This is a genomic window from Desulfotomaculum sp. OF05-3, from assembly GCF_003435535.1.
Taxonomy (GTDB): domain Bacteria; phylum Bacillota; class Clostridia; order Lachnospirales; family Lachnospiraceae; genus Pilosibacter; species Pilosibacter fragilis.
In genome coordinates this window covers 1-19,830 of sequence record NZ_QWGO01000019.1, presented here as the reverse complement: position 1 = coordinate 19,830, position 19,830 = coordinate 1, and the positions used below count along the sequence as shown (strand labels likewise).

20 protein-coding genes and 2 pseudogenes are annotated in these 19,830 nt (G+C 42.2%); 7 read left to right on the top strand and 15 right to left on the bottom strand.

Going from position 1 to position 19,830, the window contains the following annotated elements; translation table 11 throughout:
* Positions 1 to 29: 29 nt before the first annotated feature.
* The 5 genes and pseudogenes from DXA87_RS11000 (at position 30) to DXA87_RS10985 (ending at position 2,868) form a co-directional block, all read left to right on the top strand.
* Positions 30 to 980 (top strand): hypothetical protein, encoded by a 951-nt coding sequence (locus tag DXA87_RS11000; protein ID WP_117504388.1) that lies wholly within the window; start codon positions 30 to 32, stop codon positions 978 to 980.
* A gap of 2 nt (positions 981 to 982) precedes the next feature.
* On the top strand, positions 983 to 1,288 hold the full coding sequence (locus DXA87_RS10995; protein WP_117471141.1) for a hypothetical protein: 306 nt from the start codon (positions 983 to 985) through the stop codon (positions 1,286 to 1,288).
* Between the two features lie 97 nt (positions 1,289 to 1,385).
* A pseudogene (locus tag DXA87_RS18385) lies at positions 1,386 to 1,682 on the top strand (thioredoxin family protein); the annotation flags it as partial.
* 63 nt (positions 1,683 to 1,745) lie between these two features.
* Complete coding sequence (trxB, locus tag DXA87_RS10990) at positions 1,746 to 2,651, top strand: thioredoxin-disulfide reductase (protein ID WP_242992104.1); 906 nt, start codon at positions 1,746 to 1,748, stop codon at positions 2,649 to 2,651.
* Between the two features lies 1 nt (position 2,652).
* A complete protein-coding gene (locus DXA87_RS10985) occupies positions 2,653 to 2,868 on the top strand; it encodes a DUF6132 family protein (RefSeq protein WP_015552802.1) in 216 nt (71 codons plus the stop codon).
* Between the two features lie 297 nt (positions 2,869 to 3,165).
* Here DXA87_RS10985 and DXA87_RS10975 read toward each other — a convergent pair whose 3' ends face one another.
* The 12 genes and pseudogenes from DXA87_RS10975 to DXA87_RS10925 all read right to left on the bottom strand — a co-directional run bounded on the left by DXA87_RS10975 (position 3,166) and on the right by DXA87_RS10925 (position 14,860).
* Positions 3,166 to 4,578, bottom strand: a complete 1,413-nt coding sequence (locus DXA87_RS10975; RefSeq protein ID WP_117504386.1) for a relaxase/mobilization nuclease domain-containing protein — start codon at positions 4,576 to 4,578, stop codon at positions 3,166 to 3,168.
* A 62-nt stretch (positions 4,579 to 4,640) separates the two neighbouring features.
* Complete coding sequence (locus DXA87_RS10970) at positions 4,641 to 4,925, bottom strand: hypothetical protein (protein WP_015552800.1); 285 nt, start codon at positions 4,923 to 4,925, stop codon at positions 4,641 to 4,643.
* Between the two features lie 148 nt (positions 4,926 to 5,073).
* A complete protein-coding gene (locus DXA87_RS10965) occupies positions 5,074 to 5,664 on the bottom strand; it encodes a hypothetical protein (RefSeq protein WP_020989788.1) in 591 nt (196 codons plus the stop codon).
* Between the two features lie 277 nt (positions 5,665 to 5,941).
* Positions 5,942 to 6,982 (bottom strand): Fic family protein, encoded by a 1,041-nt coding sequence (locus DXA87_RS10960; RefSeq protein ID WP_117504384.1) that lies wholly within the window; start codon positions 6,980 to 6,982, stop codon positions 5,942 to 5,944.
* A 234-nt stretch (positions 6,983 to 7,216) separates the two neighbouring features.
* Positions 7,217 to 7,597: a CD1107 family mobile element protein gene (locus DXA87_RS10955; protein WP_242998037.1), complete on the bottom strand. Its 381-nt coding sequence runs from the start codon at positions 7,595 to 7,597 to the stop codon at positions 7,217 to 7,219.
* Between the two features lie 351 nt (positions 7,598 to 7,948).
* A pseudogene (locus DXA87_RS10950) lies at positions 7,949 to 9,012 on the bottom strand (FUSC family protein).
* Positions 9,013 to 9,043: 31 nt separating this feature from the next.
* Complete coding sequence (locus DXA87_RS10945) at positions 9,044 to 10,087, bottom strand: HAMP domain-containing sensor histidine kinase (protein ID WP_117504380.1); 1,044 nt, start codon at positions 10,085 to 10,087, stop codon at positions 9,044 to 9,046.
* Positions 10,087 to 10,758 (bottom strand): response regulator transcription factor, encoded by a 672-nt coding sequence (locus tag DXA87_RS10940; RefSeq protein ID WP_117504378.1) that lies wholly within the window; start codon positions 10,756 to 10,758, stop codon positions 10,087 to 10,089. The genes DXA87_RS10945 and DXA87_RS10940 overlap by 1 nt, the downstream gene beginning before the upstream one ends.
* An 18-nt stretch (positions 10,759 to 10,776) precedes the next feature.
* Positions 10,777 to 12,210 (bottom strand): phospholipase D family protein, encoded by a 1,434-nt coding sequence (locus DXA87_RS10935; RefSeq protein WP_117504376.1) that lies wholly within the window; start codon positions 12,208 to 12,210, stop codon positions 10,777 to 10,779.
* 172 nt (positions 12,211 to 12,382) lie between these two features.
* Positions 12,383 to 13,942 (bottom strand): cardiolipin synthase, encoded by a 1,560-nt coding sequence (gene cls, locus DXA87_RS10930; RefSeq protein WP_117471132.1) that lies wholly within the window; start codon positions 13,940 to 13,942, stop codon positions 12,383 to 12,385.
* Between the two features lie 312 nt (positions 13,943 to 14,254).
* Positions 14,255 to 14,440 (bottom strand): hypothetical protein, encoded by a 186-nt coding sequence (locus DXA87_RS18380; RefSeq protein ID WP_015552772.1) that lies wholly within the window; start codon positions 14,438 to 14,440, stop codon positions 14,255 to 14,257.
* Between the two features lie 24 nt (positions 14,441 to 14,464).
* A complete protein-coding gene (locus DXA87_RS10925) occupies positions 14,465 to 14,860 on the bottom strand; it encodes a tyrosine-type recombinase/integrase (protein WP_242990548.1) in 396 nt (131 codons plus the stop codon).
* A 262-nt stretch (positions 14,861 to 15,122) separates the two neighbouring features.
* Here DXA87_RS10925 and DXA87_RS10920 point away from each other — a divergent pair, with 262 nt between their 5' ends.
* Positions 15,123 to 16,403: a 2-hydroxyacyl-CoA dehydratase family protein gene (locus tag DXA87_RS10920; RefSeq protein ID WP_117472057.1), complete on the top strand. Its 1,281-nt coding sequence runs from the start codon at positions 15,123 to 15,125 to the stop codon at positions 16,401 to 16,403.
* Positions 16,400 to 18,109, top strand: coding sequence for an acyl-CoA dehydratase activase (locus tag DXA87_RS10915; protein ID WP_015552775.1), 1,710 nt, complete (start codon positions 16,400 to 16,402; stop codon positions 18,107 to 18,109). The genes DXA87_RS10920 and DXA87_RS10915 overlap by 4 nt, the downstream gene beginning before the upstream one ends.
* Before the next feature lie 10 nt (positions 18,110 to 18,119).
* Here DXA87_RS10915 and DXA87_RS10910 read toward each other — a convergent pair whose 3' ends face one another.
* The 3 genes from DXA87_RS10910 to DXA87_RS10900 all read right to left on the bottom strand — a co-directional run bounded on the left by DXA87_RS10910 (position 18,120) and on the right by DXA87_RS10900 (position 19,827).
* Positions 18,120 to 18,395 carry a hypothetical protein gene (locus DXA87_RS10910; protein ID WP_117504374.1) on the bottom strand — a complete coding sequence of 92 codons (276 nt, stop codon included), beginning with the start codon at positions 18,393 to 18,395 and terminating at the stop codon, positions 18,120 to 18,122.
* 24 nt (positions 18,396 to 18,419) lie between these two features.
* A complete protein-coding gene (locus DXA87_RS10905) occupies positions 18,420 to 18,710 on the bottom strand; it encodes a DUF4491 family protein (protein WP_015552777.1) in 291 nt (96 codons plus the stop codon).
* A gap of 172 nt (positions 18,711 to 18,882) precedes the next feature.
* Positions 18,883 to 19,827 (bottom strand): DNA/RNA non-specific endonuclease, encoded by a 945-nt coding sequence (locus DXA87_RS10900; RefSeq protein ID WP_242998040.1) that lies wholly within the window; start codon positions 19,825 to 19,827, stop codon positions 18,883 to 18,885.
* Positions 19,828 to 19,830: the final 3 nt, after the last annotated feature.

The window sequence follows — 19,830 nt, the reverse complement described above, 5'->3', positions numbered from 1 at the left end:
CAGGCGTTTTTTTTTACAGGAGGATACCTATGAGTCAAGACAATGCCAGCTTTACCTTTTTACATCGCATAGAGGAAGTAGAACTGAACATTGAGGATGGACGCTGGCAATCTGCTTTGGCATTGGCGCTGACTTTGCCTGATATTTGCGGCGGCATTGCTTTCCCAGAAATTGTAAAGCGTTATCGGGATGGACGTGCTGTTCTGGACAGAAATCAGAGACCAACCCGTGATGTAGGAAATCAATATATTCGTTGGTTTAATACATACGCAGCACCTTTCTTTAAAGTCTCTGCGCAGGATATCTCTCCCTATATCTGCGGAGAACGATGCTGGCAGCTTCGATACGAATACCTGCACCAGAACAAAGGCTTTGCAAATACTGAGGACAATACCTCGATTCGTTTTCACTTGGGTGTGAATTGCGGAACCTCAGTTTGCCAACTGGATAGAATAAGTTCTGCCAACAGCCTCACGGACATCCGTATTGATATTGAACAGTTTTGCCGAAGAATGTGCCGAGCGGTCAGAGCTTATTATGAAGCAGTACATACAGAGAAAGATTTCAACCTTTATAATACGCCTGTTCTGGATTTTATAAAGGCATCACAAGATGAAAAATCAAATGCTACGATTGCCATTATGTGCAGTGATTCGACCTATGGGAACGGACTGAGACTGGTACTTCAAAACTTATCCAAACATATCCTTGTATTTGAAACCCCGGAAGCTGCAAGAAAAGAACTTGGCAAGAAAAAGCCTATGCTTTGGATTGTTACAGAACCTATGACAAAAAAGCCAGATCAGCCATGGAGGGCAGATAAAAGAACACCCGTGATTCTTCTGTCCAATCAACCGGAATCAGAAATAGCGATTGAAAAGAATGCGGGTAAATTGACTGTCTTGCCCTTGCCTGTTCTGCCGGAAACTCTCCGTAATGCACTTAAGGCTTATCTTTTGACAAAGGAGGATAAGAACTAAGAATGATTATTATTATTTTTTCACTTATCCTGTTGCTTCTTGCTTATTTCCTCTATGTCCAAAAGAAAAAAGTGATATCACTTCAACAGCAGATTAGTGATCTCCAGAGTAAAATTAGTATACTTGAGAAGCAAGACCTTGCCGCTGAACAGTATAACGATTCTCTCCGGCAGGAAGCAAACACGGTTCATTTATATGCTTCTCTCTCGCTGGAGGAGACAAGAAAAACATCCATAAAAGATAAACAGTCTCAAATCATCCGTTCCAGTGAACATATCCTCGAGTTACTTAATAACGAAAAAGTTTAGTGCGGCAGCAATGCAGCTCTTTTTATGTGATATCATCACCGAAATGTTATTTTAGATTGGCTATACTATAATCAAACAAAGGAAAGGAGCTGGCAATATGGCAGTTATCAATATTAATAGAAATCAATTTGAAGAAATGGTGCATAGCGGAAAGACTGTTCTGGTGGAGTTTTCAGCTCCCTGGTGCGTATATTGCCGCCGTCTGGCTCCGGCATTGGAAAGCGTGGCTGAGGAATATAAGGATACGCTGGTATTCACTGCGGTTAACATTGATGATGAGCCGGAATTGGCTGAGGCCGAAGCTATAGAAGTTGTCCCTACTCTGCTGATCTATCACAGCGGACAGGCTCTTGGCTCTATCATCGCTCCGGAATCCAGGGCGCAGTTGGTGGCGTTCATTGAAGAAACTTTACAGCACCAGACGCAGGAAGCAACTACTGTGCAGCATATTTACGACATGATCGTGGTAGGAGGCGGTCCCGGCGGCTATACCGCAGCCCTTTATGCCGCCAGAGCAGGTATGAACACCGTGGTTTTAGAGAAGTTGTCCGCTGGTGGGCAGATGGCTCTGACCGAGCAAATCGACAACTATCCCGGCTTCGAGGATGGTATCGACGGCTTCTCCCTGGGAGAAAAGATGAAGCGAGGAACGGAACGATTTGGAGTGGAAACCAAGCTGACTGAGGTGCTGTCCCTGGAACTGTCCGGTTTTATAAAGAAAGCGGTGACCAGCGAAGGTCCTATGTACGCAAAGACCATTGTGCTCGCTACCGGAGCTGGCCCCAGAGAGCTGGGTGTTGATGGTGAACAGGAGTTAATCGGTAAAGGTGTCCACTACTGCGCAGCCTGTGACGGAATGTTCTATCGGAACAAAACGGTTGTCATCGCAGGAGGTGGCAATACCGCTGCGGCGGATGCCCTTATCCTCTCCCGTATCTGCAAAAAAGTCATCGTCGTTCACCGAAGAGATACCTTAAAAGCAACAAAGATCTACCATGAGCCTTTGATGAAAACGGAAAATATAGAATTCCTCTGGGACAATGAGATCGTCACACTGCTCCATAACGAAAAGCTGACCGGTATCCGGACTCGGAATGTGAAAACCGGAGAGGAAAGCACGCTTGCTTGCGACGGTGTGTTTGTCAGCGTCGGAAGAAAACCTTCCACCGAATTGGTGAAAGATCAGATTACGATTGATCCGGCTGGATACATTATCGCAGATGAGAGTACCTGCACCAACATCCCCGGTGTATTCGCCGTTGGGGATGTCCGCACAAAGGCATTGCGGCAGGTCGTGACTGCTGTAGCCGATGGGGCAACCGCTGTTCACTATGCAGAGGAATATTTAGCAGGAGGAATATGAGATGAAAGAAAATATTAAAAAATGGCTGAAGCCAATTCTATTTACCGCAGGCGGCGCTCTGGTCGGCCTTGCATATTACTACTTTGTGGGATGCTCCACAGGAGCTTGTCCGCTAACTTCTAACCCTTTTATCACGATGGCCTATATGGGCTTTATCGGTTGGCTGTTGTCAGGTGTGTTCGGAAAGGGGTGCAGCGGTTCATGCAATATGCAGTAGCCTTCCTGGAGGGAATCATCACCTTCATATCGCCCTGACTGCTTCCTATGCTGCCCATCTATACCTCCTATTTTGCAGGCGGTGGGCAACACACCACAAAAAGACTTTGTTGGGCGCATTGGGATTTGTTAGTGGATTTACCGTAATTTTTGTAGCAATGGGCGCAGAAACCCTGCAGCGAGGAATTGACATGATTATTTCCGACAGGCGATAATCAGCATATTATATCAAAGTAAAATACAAAAAAGTAGCCACGATCCGCACCCTTTGGAGGAGTGCAGACCGTGGCTTTTTGCTTTAACGGAAGTTCTTCTTTTCCTCTTTCTCTTGTTCTTTTTCCTGCTCTTTCTGTCTGTCGATATTCAGAATCGTTTCAACCGTCCGCTTGGCAATCAGCAGTTCTTCTTTCTCTTTTCTGATCTGACGGTACTCCGCATAATCTTTCTTCTTCTGGACTGCCAGCTGATAAAACTCCTCATACAATGATTGCATGGACGGGAGCTTTGTAATCTGCAATTCGTCAAAGGCTTGCTTCGCCGCTTTATGAATTGTGATTTCCTGACGGTGTTCCTCAAAGAACTTTTTGCTATATCCAGACTTACGGTACTCGATATAGATTTGCCTTGTGCTGCGATAATTTTTGATGTGCTGCTGCAATGTCTGAACCTCAACCATTCGTTTCTCTGCGGTCTTGATAGAATCAGAAAGCGCATCGAACCGGGCAGACAGATTTTCAATATGATCGGTCAGATCGTCGTAGTTGCCTAAGCCTTTTTCTTTCAAAAGGATGACGGTTCGGGCAGCTTCTTTTCGGTTGAACTTCTTCGCCCACTTTTCATAACCGGCCGTCTTACCCTCGGCCATCTTTGCCTGAATATCAATCAGCATTTGGAACTGCTTCGGGGCAGGAGCCTTAGCAGAACTGCCTTTTGATTTGTCCAGGTTCTTACCGGAGATAACAGCTTGAATTTCCTCTTTGCTATATCCTTCGCCCAGAGAACGTAGCCGAATGAAACGCTTCTGATTCTTGCCCTTGAACGCAGGCTGCTTTCCATCCTTGAACTCAAATCCCATATCAGCCAGAGCCTGAACAAAGCCATCAAAGCTCTTTGGTTTCTGCTTCAGCACCGCATCAATCGCATCACATAATTCGTCACGCTGGGTACGCTTCTTGGGATAAACGGTTCTTTTCTGGCGCTCTCGATACGGCTTCGGTGTAATGATAGACAACCCGTGTTCCAGGCAAACCATATCGCTGAGTTTTTGAACTGCCAGGCCGGAAAGGAAGAAGTTTTTGAATTTCTGTGTGGAATCCAGCGAGGTCGAATTATAAATGATATGGTTGTGAATATGGGATTTGTCGATGTGGGTCGCAACGATGAAAGCGTGTTTGCCCTTTGTCCATCGCATCGCTGTTTCATAGCCGACCTGGTTCGCTTCTTCCGGAGTGATTTCTCCCAGCTTAAAGGACTGGCGTATCTGGTATGCGATGATATTGTTCTTCTGCTGTCTGCCGGTAATATGCTGATACTGCCGTTTGGAAAGCAGAAATTCTTCATCTGCTGTCTTTGGATCACACTCATAGGAGCTGATAAATTCGCCATCGTTGGTTTTCGCTGCGTTTTGTGAGTAGTTTGTTCGGTCAGCCAGACATTGAGCGACCGTCTTTCCCTTATTTATATGGAGTGCAATCAATCTTGTTGCCGCCATTCTCATCACTTCCTTCCCAAAAAGAAAAAGCCACTGATCGGTGACTTTTCTCTGATATTATCTTATGACCTGATAAATGCGCCCAAACTATCTCTTATATTCTCGACTTTCATAACAACCCAGACGAGCAGGAACACCGCCGCTATTGTCGCAATTCCAAGAACCACAAGGATAGCCAGGGACTGCCACAAAGCTTTTACAACGCAGTAAATCGCAGAGCCGCCAATAACCAAAAGCAATAAACCAATTACATAGGACACAATGTTTGTAAGCAGATTTCCAAGAATACAAATCAATTTTACAACGAACAGCACCGGCAGTGCCAATATCTTCAATACCAGCTTCATAGGCTCAACCCCTTTCTTCTAACTACATTGTACAAGGGTATTTGCAATAAGGCAACGATGTCAACCCTTATGTAAAAAAAGGACGCAAAGGATTCTATCTCCTCTGCGCCCTAATGTTTTCAGATTTTGTTCGTCAAACTTGAAGTTGTTAGTCGCTATCTTGTTTGCGGTTAAATTCAAAAACGACAGGTTCAAATTCAACTAAATGCTTATCTTGGGTGTTAGTTCCTTTAGGGTTCTCTATGCCGGTAACTTCATAGTATTCATCACTGTATTGTATTTTACTACCATCAAAATCTTTTTGAATGGATTTGACATATTCAAACGGATTTTCTATTGGTAACAAACTTAATGCCCGCTGTAGCTGTTGTGCCGCTGTCCTCTGCTCATCGGTCAGTATTTTTTCTTCGTTTGCCATGTGTTCTTCAAATTTATTTTTATCCATCCAAACGATTTGCTCCAATGGGTTAGCAGTACCACAAGCCAAGATTAAACGGATAAAATCTTCAAAATTTGCCGCTAATGGATATACATTTTGGTCTACACAACTTTCTGGATTGCAGGCAAATACCATTTCTCCATATTCCGGCAAAAAGCAATACAGAATACATCCTTCAAATCCGATTGGCTTTGCGTTGACGGGATAGCAAAAATACGGCTCTGCAATATCTCCATATTCTAAACATAAAAGTCCCTTATCTATGGGAAGTGCCATATACTTTTCGTAAATCGTTTCCATTGAGGTGCCTCCACAAAATTCCGATTTGTCACTTTGTCTATGCTACAAATTATATCACATCGGTTTTTGAGAATCAATGTACGCAAGGGCAACCCGAAGGGTTCCTAAAGATTGCTCTATAAAAACAACAGCCACACACCGTAATGCATGACTGCTATGTAAAAGTTCGGAAAGGATTTTTGCAGCCTGAACACAATTTTCTGTTTTATAATCTCCGTCATCGTAAAAATATCTACCTCATCTGTATATGAAATGAGGTAGATAAATAATTTATGACTTAGATTTTTACATATCCTGTAGCCGGACCTGAACCGACCTTCGCAATGTACTCACTCTTAACTAAATCTGCCAGAGTGCGTTCCACCGTGGTTTTGCTTATATCAGGGTGAGCATCCATAATTTCTTTCTTTGTGATTTTACCAACTTTCTGATCAATCATCGCTTTAATTCTTTCGGGCTTAGAAAGAGTGCGGTTCTTTAAATGTTCTACACGGCTTTCAAATTCATTATATGCTTTCAACATGATACCCAGATAATACTTAACAAAAGGCTCATAGCTGTTCTCATTTTCATGCCATCCTGTCGAACTTGCCTGCAATGCTTCATAGTAAGTTTCCTTTGTTTTTTCAATCAACATTTCCATGCTGACATATTTTCCTACAATATATCCTGCCTTATAGTACAAAAGAAGCGACAGTAAACGGCTCATGCGTCCATTTCCGTCATTGAAAGGGTGGATACAGAGGAAATCCAGAATAAACATAGGTATCAAAAGTAATCTATCAATTTTATCAGTATTCCATGCTTCTAAAAACTGTCTGCACAATTCATCCATAGCTTCCGCAGTCTGAAAGGCAGGAACCGGAATAAACCTTGCTTTCTGGTGACCTTCTGCATCTGTTTCTGCAATTACATTATCAGCATTTTTATATTCTCCACCGGAACCGGCGTAGGAATACAAATCACGATGAAGCTGTAAAATAATATTAGGTCTGGGCACAATATACTCATAGCTTTCGTGGATTGTAGAAAGCACCTCTCGGTAACCTGAGATTTCCTGCTCAGATCGGTTTCTTGGTTCTGCCTTTTGGCTGACCAATTCTTCCAATCTCTTATCTGTTGTATAAATACCCTCAATACGGTTAGAAGCACCTGTACTTTGAATCAAAGCGACTTCAAGAAGGGTTTTCAATTCATCAATATTAGCTTCCAAAAATATCTCTTGCTTACCTTTGTGCTCATGAATTTTTCCGGTCATCTGCACAATTTCAGGAGTAAGCAACTTTTCTGGCTCTTTTATATAATCAAAAGCTCTCATGTTATCTACCTCATTTCAGGATTATCTACCTCATTTTACTCTAAAATGACGGAGATTTCAATGCGATGAGGCAGATAAATTTTCCAGTCACTATGACTGAAATAATAGTATGCACACCTACCACACAGAATATTCAAGAGATCGCTTTCAAAAACACAAAATATTTTATTTTTTGAAAGCAGATGCTATGTAAAGGCAACCCGAAGGCTGCCCCAGGCATCAAGCCTATCCTGTTTACACAGGTTCATTATCATCTTCACCGACGGAGCTATCTGCATCATCGTCCTCAAACTCCGGATCGTATCCATAATCCTCGTCATCGTCCACATAATCAGCATCCGGGTCAGGCTTTGCCGCTTCCTGTTCCTTCTTCTTTTCCTGGACTTTCTTAAATACGAAGAATCCACCACCACAGGCAAGCACAATCAGAGTAAGAATCGCTGGGAGCATATTCGTGGATTTTGGCTTTTCCTCCGGCGCCGGTTCTGTAATTTCAGGAACTGTTTCAACCACTTCCGGCTTTGTTTCCTCAATCGGCTTGGTGAACTCTGCAACTTCTTCCTCGTCCATCAGCTTGAGCAGGTCAGCTTCATCCACCTGATTCAGAAAATGCACGGTTTCCCTTAATCACTATATCAGAAAAGAATATAGGCTCTGCTTCCTTATAATTGTCTTTCAAAAATTCATATAACATAAACCTCATTCCTTTCCCCTAAATATTTATAACCTATATGGTTATTTTTGTTAATTATATTCTATATCCTGTTTTCACGATCTGGCAATGTAATTTTAGCACTATGGTTAGTATATCCAAAGCAGAATAAAACATAAAAAAAGATCTGTCACCCTTAGGATTCTTCCCAAAGCCAACAGATCTTACATTTTCCCTTACATCTTTATACTCTTTGCCAGACTCGTCAGCAAAGCTGCCATCTCCGGCTTAACCTTTTTTCTTTCTAACCCACGTTATTTTGCAGCCACAGTTACCACTGTTTCCTTTTTTTCGACATAAGCCAATAAAACATAGAACAAAATATTAATGCAAATACAACGCCAAAAACATTCTGAATCACTCTAAGACCAACTGCTCCTTTTAGTCCATAACTCTCTGTAGCAATGGCTAAAGCACCAAATGTGTTAAATACTGCCTGCCAGCCATATTTTGCAGAAAGTCCTACACCAATTCCGCCAATGATTCCTATGTATGTATAGATGGATGACGGAAGCAGAAAATATAGTACTGTAAAGCATATTACACCTGCAATATTTCCGACAATCCTTTTGCGGACTCTGTATTGCATGTCCTCCATAAATGGTAAGATTGCTGACATTGCCGCAATCCCAGCCCACATTGCCCGTGGCATATTGCAGAGTTCCGTAATGCAGAGTACTGCCGGTACGCATATGATCTGACATAACTGCCACTTTGTTCTGGAAGAAGATATATCAAATTCCTGTACCAAATCATTCAAATTTCTTTTATACGTTCTGTTTTTATGATTTCGATAAAATACGAAGCAGGTAAGTGCTGCACCTAATGCCATTCCGGTTAATCGCATCTGATAACTTTTTCCTGTTACATCATATCCATACAATAACAGATAACCAAGAACCAATGTGGATTGGTTAAACATGAATGGGTTATGACATCCGAACAGAATCAGCACTGCCATTGCAGCAATGTTTAACAGCATTCCAAGTACCGGTGAAAGCTGGTTTGCTAAATGCGGACATACAGTCATAATTACAAAGAACAAAGCCAAAAGCATCGTAGATTGTCCGGTGTGGATCCCCAGATCCGCATTCCGAAATACCATAAGGCATAATAAAGCTACTACACCCACAATACTATTCTCATTTCCAAATAAGATACTGAAAATAGTAACAAATAAAAAACAAAATGCCATTGTAACAGCTATCTTTACCAAATATACCAGTATATGATATGATTTTTCTTTCACTGTTTCACTCTTTTTCAACAGATTTTTAGAACCTGCCTGATTTAACTGCAATTCCTGATAAAATGTCATGTAATTCCTCCTCTATCTGTTTTTCTTAAACTTATATGACCTCATCTTTCTGTATTGGAAGCTCTACAACAAATCTGCATCCACCATATTCCCGGTTTTCTGCCTTGATTGTCCCGCCAGCACTATCTACGATCCGTTTCACAAGTGCAAGGCCGAGACCATTTCCTTCTGCTTTGTGAGAACCGTCTGCCTGATAAAATTTATCAAATATTCTGGTTTTCACATCATCCTCTATTCCCGGTCCTTCATCTTCCAGAATAAACATTACAGAATCCTTTTCCTGCTTCAGAAACATCATAATTGTCCCCTTTGCAGGACTGAACTTAATCGCATTATCTAAAAGATTCATCCATATATGCATAAAAAGTCCTTCATTCCCAGTATATTTAACTTCCTCCAGCTCTACCTGGAAACCAATTTCTTTTTCTGTCCATTTTGTCTCCAGGGAAAGAAATGCCTGACGGATCTGTTCATCCAAACGATATTCTGTTTTTTTCATTGGTATGTTCTGATTCTCTAACTTGGATAACAGCAAAATATTTCCAACCAATCCGGAAAGCCTTTGGGTATTAAACAGGATTTTTTCTACATATTCCTCTTGCTCCTGAGACAGTTCTTCTCCCTGAAGAAGCATTGTATACCCTTCAATGGCATTGATCGGGGTCTTAAACTCATGAGAAACATTGGAGACAAAATCCATCTGCAATACTTCTGTTGCACGAAGCTCTTTTGTCATCACATTAAAACTCTGGTAAGATTCTCCAACTTCTGCGATACGGCTGTTCGTTTCCAAGTGCTGTTCAAAATCTCCCTGCGAAACTTCCTTCATTGCTTTACTGAGTCTGGTAATTGGTTCCAGCAACCTTGCATTGATAAAGGAAGTAATCAGCCCTGCAATCAATGTATTAAAAATCAAAAGCCAGCCAAGCACAGGTATGCTACCAGGCAGATTAAAAAAATGATTCAAAAAAGCAAATAATAACGCAGATATGACTGTTGAAAATACAAGTGCCAGCCAGATTGCACCAGTCAGACAGGATCGGATCCGCAATTCTTTTTCTTTCTTTTGTTCCATTATTTTTTCACCACCTTGTATCCAATTCCACGCATTGTTACGATTTCAAAATCAGGGTTATCTTTCAAACGCTCCCTGATTCTTCCTATATGTACCTCTATCGTATGTGGGTCTGCCTCCGTCTCGTATCCCCATACTTCATCCATCAACTGTTGTTTTGTAAATGTTCTGCCTGGCGAAGCTGCAAGCTTATATAAAAGCAGGAATTCTTTTTTAGGCAAAACAAGACTTTCCTTATCAGTTGTAACCGTCATTGCATCATAATCAAACTCTGTTGAACCGATCACAATTTTGTGTTCATTCAGTATCTGTGCACGGCGAAGCAGTGCTCCGACTCTTAAAACCATTTCATTCACATTTACCGGTTTTACCATATAATCGTCACTTCCCGAAAGAAATCCCTGGCGCATATCATCAAAGGAACCTTTCGCAGTGATCATAAGTACCGGTATCTGATATCCTGCTGAACGGAGTTCCGACACCAGTTCATAACCATCCATAACCGGCATCATAATATCGGAAATGATCAGATCAATATACTCTTTATCCAATATTTCTAATGCCAGTGCTCCATCCGATGCACTTTTGACCTGATATCCATTCTTCTCAAGCACTTTTTGGAATAGCTGGCTTAATTCTTTATCATCTTCTACAATTAATATTTGAAACACAATCTTCTTCCTCCTTTATCAGAACAGATATCTTGCCCATCCAAGCAGATGCTGTACCAAAAGTACGTTTCTCTGACGCTTCTTTGTCAATTCAATTGGCTCTACATGATACGGATCACGATAGGTTCCATCTTCCAATACCTGTCGGGACACTCTTTCATATTCCATCATGCCTTCTTCCAACTGTTTATTAATCTCTTTGCTACGTATTACAAGCATCAGTTCCGTATCCAGATACGTGCTTCTCATATCCATGTTAAAGGAACCGATTACGGATAGATCATCATCAATCAGGATGCTTTTTCCGTGGTAAGAATAGCCGCCTTCATACTCCCAGATATCAATTCCTGTATTTAAAATTCTGTTTCTGTTTCTCGCATAATCAGCAGAACCAAACGGATTTCCATTGTTGGCAACCGAATTGGTCATGATAGAAAAATCCGGAACTCTCTCCGCAATCTCTTTCCATGTATTATACATCATATCATTGCAAATAATATATGGTGTATGAATTTTCACGCGCTCTTTTGCATTTTTCATTAGTTCTCCCAGTTGATACCAGACTACTGGTTCCTTGGGACCTGTGTGGATAGGATTTGACACTAATGCAATCTTTTCTGTCTCAAAAGTTTCGTCCGTGTAATCAGTATCGCAGATTCTTTCCTTATTCTCTTCAAAATATTTCTGATAGCCGTTCTGCAGCTCTAAAACTGCGTTCTTTACAGATTTTCTATTTGCCAGTTTTTTATTGTCATGAAAATAACCACTGTCTTCTTGTTCCCATATCGTTTCAAAATACTCTAACAACTGGTTAACTGAATTTTCTTTCTCAGGTTCATCGCAAACCACTAACACATCTCTGTCATAGTTCTTATGTCCCAGAAAATCACCCAGGAAATAATTGTATGTATTTCTTCCACCAAGAATATATGTCTTACCATCTGCAATCAAATATTTATCATGCATTCTCCCCATCATCTTCCATGGTTTCAACGGATTGGCCTTATTATACAGTTTAATTTCAACATTCTTATGGGAAGATAATCCATAGAAATACGGATTGCCTTCCATATCAACCCAGCTCTCCATTCCATCTACTAACAGACGAACATGCACACCTCTGTCTGCCGCATCATGCAGTGCTCCTAAGATCAATTTTCCACTTTCATCTGATTGAAATGCAAAAGTAGAAAGAATAATGTCTTCTTTTGCATTTCGGATCAAACGCACTCTTTGTAAAAGTGCTTCTGGATTTTTTTCTATGATCACTGCTCGTTCCATATTCTCGCTGCGTTCGTTCCACGAATCATTTTGTGTTTCTTTTTTAATGGTATTAGACACTTCCGGCTGTTTTTTATATGCAATACAGATTCCAAATAATTCATAAAAAGCCACACATAAAAAAATTGACAGTATAACAAAAACAATTTTACATATCTTACGTTTTCCCATCGCACATCACCTGACTTTTTTTCATCTTATGTCTATACAATACAAAGTCAACCTCAATTTTACCTCAACAGAATTAATTTTATCCATGTAAATTTCCTGTACCGGCAATCAGACATAACAAAAACGACCTCTCAAAATCAACTATTTTTTGAAAGGTCGTTTCACTAAATTCTTATAACAATCCAGCAAATAATCTCATAAATAATTGTCCCAGTCGCAAATATGCACTGCGCCCAGTACAATATTGATCTGTTACATCACGACATTCTCCCATCGTTCTTATCAGATCATTTTTAATTTCCACAACTGCCTGACAATCTGCCATGAAACAGCCGTTTTCAAAATGATGATATAAGCTTCTATAATCCAGATTGATTGTTCCACAGGTTGCCATACAGTTATCCACTATACTCATTTTCGCATGGCAAAATCCTGGTGTCCATTCATAAACTCGCACTCCATGTTTAACCAATCCATGATAAAAAGAGCGAGTTATATTATAAATGAATTTTTTATCAGGAATTCCTGGTGTGATAATTCTTACGTCTACCCCTCGCTTAGCAGCCAGACATAACGCATGTGTCATTTCGTCTGTTATAATTAGATATGGTGTCATAAACCAACAGTAATTTTCGGCCTTATTTATCATACTGATATAAACTTCTTCTCCGACCTGCTCATTATCCATAGGACTGTCTGCATAAGGCTGAACAAAACCTGTTTGCTGTGCTTTATAATCGTAATGAATAATGTATTTACTAAAATCAGTATCATTCGTAGCTTTTTCACTAACAGCATTCCACATTTCTAAAAATGTCACTGTAAGTGACTGAACAGCATCTCCTTCTAAACGAATACCGGTATCTTTCCACTGCCCATACGGATGCGTATAATTAAAGTATTCATTTGCAAGATTATATCCACCTGTAAATCCAACTTTTCCATCAATTACTGTTATTTTTCTGTGATCACGATTGTTCAAAAATAGATTTAAGCCTGGCACAAATGGATTGAATACACGACAATGAATTCCTATACTCTCCATCTTTTTTACAAAATCTGTGTTAATAAAACCTATAGACCCCATATCATCATAGAATACCCTGACTTCCACACCGGCTTTTACTCTCTCTTCCAGAACATCCTGAATCTTATGCCAAGCTTCAGCATCTTCTATCGCATGATATTCCATGAAGATAAACTTTTGTGCTTTCGCAAGTTCTTCAAGCTGTGCCTCTAATCCCTTCACTGCTTCATCAAAATACTTGATATCCGTATTCTGATAGATTGGATACCGCGAATTTCTTTGTATGTAACTTGCAATATTTCCTGCTTTCGGAATCTTTTCTTTTATTCTGCTTAAACACTCTTGATTGTCTGGAAGCATTGGTAACAATTTGCTATCAATTTCTGCATATCGCTCACGCATTTTATGCGTGCCACCATTCAAGCCAATCAATAAATACAGGCCTACACCCATAATTGGGAAAATCAGAATTAAAATGACCCAAGGCATTTTCATAGAAGATGTCTTATCTGACGCATACAATCTCAAAACTAAGATTCCACTTAAAATTCTGGTAAATAAATTTATGATTTCTGCATATTCATTCAAGCGTGTTACGATAGTAATAATAAAAATCACTTCCAGAAGAATGCAGATTATGGAAAAGCACAATCGTTTTATTCCATTTTTTGTTTTTGCTTTTCCTTCTAAGGTATCTTGCTTCATATGTATTCCACCTCTTCTTTCTACGTCAGCTCTATATTCAAAATACTATTTATTTTGATAATTGATTCGTTCCCCTTCTATTGTTTTGTTTCAAATTCACATATAATCATACTTTCAAGGACTACATTATTTTCTGGGTATATTCCAGCATTTTTAATATAAAATTGACCTAACACTACATACAAAAGGTATTTACCTTAATTATAACTTTAAATATATCTTATGTACATTATTTTCCATCAAAAAAAGTCCACCCACATCTGGATTTCTCCTAATTCCAGTAGACTCTGTTCTATTTCCATTATTATATTTTTATTCAGCTTTCAAGCTCTTCGCCAGACTCGTCAGCAACGCCGCCATCTCCGGATTTCCCAGAACCTTCATCAAAAGGTCCGCATCCACACCTTCCGGAACAGCCACCGTGTTTGCTGTCTGACCAGCATCTGCACCCTTCATCTGCGGATTAAGATTTTCCCTGTTATAAAACGCATCCTCCATCCTCTGTGCATTCTTTTGCCTGTCCTAGTCAATGATATGGCCATATGCCTCTGTTACCATGTCCGCCTGTGCATGTCCGGAATCGCCCTGAACCGCTTTAATGTCTCCTCCACTGAGCTTCAGCTTATATGTGACACTTGTATGTCGGAGACTATGAAAAACCACATCCGGCAGTCCCTGTTCATCAATAACCTTCTGCATCTGATCACGCAGATAGCTGTCTTCGATCGGAAGACCAAAGGTCGTAGCCATGACCAGATTATAATCCTGATACTCACTGCCAAGAATATCCTTTAATTCATTCTGTTCCTTTTTGATATCGACCAGGATCTGTGCCACAAATCTTTTTCTGTATTTCGGTATAAATACTATGTGATACTGGCATTTCCATCGGGTATGTGATAAACTTCTATTGTCCATTTGGACCGCCTCCTTTGATTTTGAGTTTGGCTTGCGACACCATTCTCATCATATCACAGGAGGCTTTATTTTGTTGTCCTCACCGTCTCCACTTATTCCATTCTCCCCAGCATAGCTGGGGGATTAGACTTTTCATTTACAATTCCCATCCCACTGACTATAATAAAGAATGTCCGTTTTCCTGCAAAGGCGCGGAACCATATCCATCTGCATCAGGGCGATATGACAGAAAAATGAACTTAAAAGAATGGAAGAAAGAACAATGGATGTAATTGAAAAATTTGGAAATAGGGTGAGCAGCCAGGCGCTTAAGGATCCGGAAAAAGCGCGTCGGCTGCTTCTTGCGGGATACCGCCTGCAGGAAAAGAAGCTTCAGTTTTTGCCGGATCGGGAGCTGCCGTCGTCGGGACAGTATGTGGCGCGGGTGGTTATGAAAAATATCATTCAGTCGCTGTCGGAACCGGAGAATGCGGCGATGGTCAGCATATTTGTGCCGGGAGAGCTGGTGATGGCGGCAGGGCTGACGCCGTACTCAGTGGAGGCGATGTCCTGTTTTATGGCGGGAACGAAGTGTGAGCAGACGTTTCTTCGGAAAACGGAGGAAGAAGGATTTCCGGAGACGATGTGTTCGTACCACAGGGTGTTTCTGGGGGCGGCGCTGACGGGGATTCTGCCAAAACCGAACTGCATGATTTATACGAACCTTGCGTGTGATGGAAATATGATGACGTTTCCGTATTTAAAGGATAAATTTGAATGTCCAGGCTTTTATATTGATGTTCCGTATGAGAAAAACCGGGAATCGGTTCTGTATGTGGCGGATCAGCTGCGGAAATTGAAACGGTTTCTGGAGGAGACGACGGACAGACGGATTTCGGAGGAAACAGTGCGGAGTGCGGTAGATAACAGCCGGAAAGCGGCAGCGAATTATAAAAAACAGCTTGCCCTGCGGTGTGCGCATGACCCGGTGACCTCTCTGACGAATGAATTGTATGCGCTTTTTATGTGCCATCTGATGGCTGGCTCAGAGACGGCGGTTACCTATACGGAAAAACTTCTGCGCGATGTGCGGATGTCACCGAGGGGAGATGGTCTTTCGGTAATCTGGATGCACATCATGCCATTTTTACAGGAGCCGGTTAAGGATATTTTTAATTATAGTAAGAAAATGCACATCCGCGCTTGTGATTTCATCGCAGATGGTTTTCAGGAGATGCATGCGGAAGACCCGTATGAGGCGATGGCAGAGAAAATGGTCTACTGCATTTACAATGGCAGTGTGAAACAGAGAATTGAGGAAGCGGAACGGCTTGCCAGAATCACGGAATCGGATGGTGCTGTTTTATTTGCCCACTGGGGCTGTAAGGGAACGATCGGTGCATCCAGCCTGATTAAGCAGTCCTTAGAAAAGACAGGACTTCCGACGATGATTCTCGACGGTGACGGCTGCAACCCCGCCAATACCAGCGACGGTCAGGTATCGACGCGGCTTCAGGCGTTTGTGGAAATGCTGGAAAAGGGCAAGGAGGAGAAACACGCATGATTTATTACGTCTGTAAGTACACCCCGATCGAGCTGTTCCGGGGGTTTGGAGAAGAATGTTCTGTTTTGGAGGAAATGCCGGAAAATTTCGAACAGTCGGATCAAATTGCACATGCAAATCTGTGCGGCTTTGGAAAATCGGTCATTCAGGCAGTGCTGGAAGGAAAGGTTGAACAGCTGGTGCTGGTAAACTGCTGCGATTCGATGCGGCGCGTTTACGATATCGTGGAGAGCACGGGAAAATGTAAGTTTTTATATATGCTGGATCTGCCGCATGATGATAATGAATGTGAAAAAGTGAAATTTGCGGGCACGATCCGGAGGCTTAAAAAGGCATATGAGGCATATTCCGGGAAAGTGTTTGATAAACGCGCTTTTATCAAGTCCTTTATTACGCCGGAAATGAACACGGAGCCGTACATTGGTGTGCTGGGCGTGCGGGTCAGCGGCATTCTGGAGGATATGATCCGGGACAATATCCAGATGGATGTGGAAAATCTGACCTGTACGGGTGGTCGGAAACTGTCGGTCGTACAGGATGAAATGTGGAATATGGAGGAAGAGGAGCTGTTTCTTTCTTACGCGGACGTCCTGCTGGGACAGATGCCGTGTTTCCGCATGAACCGTTCGATCCGCAGAAACCGTCTGTATCTGGATCCGAATTTAAAGGGAATTATTTATCACACGATCAAGTTCTGTGATTATTATGGATTTGAGTATGCGAGTATCAAGCGGGATATCAAGGTTCCGCTCCTTAAGATTGAGACTGATTTTACGAGCCAGAGCGCGGGGCAGCTTTTGACGCGCATTCAGGCATTTGAGGAGACGATCGAGGGATCAGAGGATATGGATCCGGGAAAAGGTATCAGTGAGGAGGCAAGAAAGAAGATGGAGTCGGGCATTTTTTATGTAGCGGGAATCGACAGCGGTTCGACAAGTACTGATGTGGTCATACTGGATCAGGATGGAAAAATTAAATCGACGATGATTATTCCGACCGGCGGCGGTGCGATGATGAGCGCCGAGAAGAGTCTGGATCTGGCGATTGAGAAAGCGGGAATTAAGAAAGAGGAGATCGTGCGGATCGATACGACCGGATATGGACGATCCTACATTGACAGCGGGGATGACAGCATCACGGAGATTACCTGCCATGCCAAGGGCGCAAATTATCTGAATCCGAATGTCCGCACTATCATCGACATTGGCGGGCAGGATATCAAGGCGATCAGCATCGACGGGCAGGGAGCCGTGAAAAATTTCCTGATGAATGACAAATGTGCCGCCGGAACGGGACGTTTTCTGGAAATGATGGCGAAAACGCTGGGACTTTCCCTGGAGGAAATGAGTGTGAAAGGGCTGGAATGGAAGCATAATATCGTGATTTCCAGCATGTGTACGGTGTTTGCAGAGTCGGAGGTCGTGTCGCTGGTGGCACAGAATAAGGATGTGGCAGATATTATCCACGGTTTAAATGTGTCAGTTGCCTCAAAAGTCGGCGCATTGGCAGCCCGCCTTGGAAAGGATCATCCAGGCGAATATATGATGACCGGCGGTGTGGCGAAGAACCGGGGTATCATCCAGGCATTGGAAGAGAAGCTTGGTGCTAAACTTTATATCTGTGATGAGGCGCAGCTCTGCGGTGCGCTGGGAGCGGCGCTATTTGCTTATGAGAAATGTAAAGGCAGTGCGGAGGAAACGCGATGAAGCGGCAGGGTTAAAACACTTGTATCGATATTTTCGTCAGATATTCACTGGGAGAGGCTGTGGCCAATTCGTCGATCACAGCCTCTTTATAAGAGTATTTGCCGGTTTTAAACTTGTGTTCATCGGTCCACTCAAAGAGTTTTTCGTAGGTGGCTTTCGAGTCATAGTAATTTCCCATTAAGTAAGCAAGTACCTTGCCAGCCCAAAGTGCTGCAACATGGTTTTGCAAGCAATAATCCGCAACGTTCGCTCCTCCAGTATTCACCTGTAATCTCCATACCGCCATCTTCTCATCTCCCCGCTTTCTTCTTTAGTGCTTATCCACCTTCCGCTTCGGGAACCATCCTTTTGCCACTCTTTTTTCCTGTTCTTTCAATTCCTTAATGCTCCAAAAGCAACTGACGCCCAAAACACCCAGAGAAACCGACCAAAGTATTTCCTGCATTCTTACGGATAGAATCATACACAAAATGCCCACCAGTAAAAATACCGGCCAACAGCGGCTTCCAAAGTAATACTCCGCATATATAACAATAGGATGGAACAATCCAATCAGAAAAAAGGTAAGCACACCAATCAATATCCCACTAAAATTCATCATAACTCCTTGTCCTTTTCCTTATACAAACAGCACATTATCGCAGACCGGCGCAACTTATCTTCTGCGTGCAACAGTCGCCCTCAACAGCATATCCAATATGCGCAAAGAAGAAGTATTGCAATATAGAACTACAACCTTCCTCTTCCATATTTTTTTAATATCTGACACATTTTTACGGATTGCATTTTTTACACGGATCATAACCTGCAGCAATCAGCGCATCCCTACTCTCTGATGAGGATTTTTTATTGCTCTCCTTCATCTGTTTGACCGATGAACAGGACGGCCGATGAAATTTCTTTGTATTGGTATTGAGGATATAGGATTCCGTGCTGGTCTGCTGAGAAGCTGCCTGCTTAACAGCCTGTGTGGCCTGCTCTGTTACTGCCGTCTGGTTTGTTCCAGAAGCCGAGCTGTCACCCGTTGCATAATTGATGTTAATTCCCGGCTGAACATTATAAACGTAAACGCAGCACAAAATACCTTCGCCTTTGTCTTCTACGGATTCCGCTTCCATTAGTACGCCGGATGCTACGAGATTACTGCCTTCAAAAACCGGAGTCACCCGATACAGCACATGATTTCCAGTTTCTTTTACATAGTCCGCTGCCATATTCTCAAACGGCAGCATTCCCTGAACATTCAGATATCTGGTCCCAGTGATTAAGTTCTTCTCGTTTGCATTTTCTGCAGTAAGCTGATAACCGATCAAATGGCAGCGATTATATAAATATTTGCCATCCACATTGTCATATTTGATCGTATGCCAACCAGATGGCTTTACCTGCCCAATAGAGCCGCGCTCTTCTGTCGGCATCAGATCTTTTCCAACTGATGCATAGGCTACACCACATCTACCCAGTGAATCCAGGTCACTATATGTTTCAAAAGAAACTGCCGTCAGATAAGCGTCTGTGAAATACGGCTTGTTATCATTTACTATGGCATACGGTTGCCCAGAATAAGCCGGAACAGAAGCCAAATCAAATACCAATGTACCGGCCGAAACAAGATCAACCTGATGTAACTCTGTTGATGCAGAAACAATCGGTTCCTGCTTTGCCGCCTGCCCGCAAGCAGACATACTGTAAAGGTCAAATCCTTCGCCCCACGCCAAATA

What these genes read in the sequence shown, in the direction of transcription:
- DXA87_RS11000 (WP_117504388.1), top strand. Translation starts at nt 30, where the DNA reads ATGAGTCAAGACAATGCCAGCTTTACCTTTTTACATCGCATAGAGGAA.
- DXA87_RS10995 (WP_117471141.1), top strand. Translation starts at nt 983, where the DNA reads ATGATTATTATTATTTTTTCACTTATCCTGTTGCTTCTTGCTTATTTC.
- trxB (WP_242992104.1), top strand. Translation starts at nt 1,746, where the DNA reads ATGATCGTGGTAGGAGGCGGTCCCGGCGGCTATACCGCAGCCCTTTAT.
- DXA87_RS10985 (WP_015552802.1), top strand. Translation starts at nt 2,653, where the DNA reads ATGAAAGAAAATATTAAAAAATGGCTGAAGCCAATTCTATTTACCGCA.
- DXA87_RS10975 (WP_117504386.1), bottom strand. Translation starts at nt 4,578, where the DNA reads ATGGCGGCAACAAGATTGATTGCACTCCATATAAATAAGGGAAAGACG.
- DXA87_RS10970 (WP_015552800.1), bottom strand. Translation starts at nt 4,925, where the DNA reads ATGAAGCTGGTATTGAAGATATTGGCACTGCCGGTGCTGTTCGTTGTA.
- DXA87_RS10965 (WP_020989788.1), bottom strand. Translation starts at nt 5,664, where the DNA reads ATGGAAACGATTTACGAAAAGTATATGGCACTTCCCATAGATAAGGGA.
- DXA87_RS10960 (WP_117504384.1), bottom strand. Translation starts at nt 6,982, where the DNA reads ATGAGAGCTTTTGATTATATAAAAGAGCCAGAAAAGTTGCTTACTCCT.
- DXA87_RS10945 (WP_117504380.1), bottom strand. Translation starts at nt 10,087, where the DNA reads ATGGAACAAAAGAAAGAAAAAGAATTGCGGATCCGATCCTGTCTGACT.
- DXA87_RS10935 (WP_117504376.1), bottom strand. Translation starts at nt 12,210, where the DNA reads ATGGGAAAACGTAAGATATGTAAAATTGTTTTTGTTATACTGTCAATT.
- cls (WP_117471132.1), bottom strand. Translation starts at nt 13,942, where the DNA reads ATGAAGCAAGATACCTTAGAAGGAAAAGCAAAAACAAAAAATGGAATA.
- DXA87_RS18380 (WP_015552772.1), bottom strand. Translation starts at nt 14,440, where the DNA reads ATGGAGGATGCGTTTTATAACAGGGAAAATCTTAATCCGCAGATGAAG.
- DXA87_RS10925 (WP_242990548.1), bottom strand. Translation starts at nt 14,860, where the DNA reads ATGGACAATAGAAGTTTATCACATACCCGATGGAAATGCCAGTATCAC.
- DXA87_RS10920 (WP_117472057.1), top strand. Translation starts at nt 15,123, where the DNA reads ATGGATGTAATTGAAAAATTTGGAAATAGGGTGAGCAGCCAGGCGCTT.
- DXA87_RS10915 (WP_015552775.1), top strand. Translation starts at nt 16,400, where the DNA reads ATGATTTATTACGTCTGTAAGTACACCCCGATCGAGCTGTTCCGGGGG.
- DXA87_RS10910 (WP_117504374.1), bottom strand. Translation starts at nt 18,395, where the DNA reads ATGGCGGTATGGAGATTACAGGTGAATACTGGAGGAGCGAACGTTGCG.
- DXA87_RS10905 (WP_015552777.1), bottom strand. Translation starts at nt 18,710, where the DNA reads ATGATGAATTTTAGTGGGATATTGATTGGTGTGCTTACCTTTTTTCTG.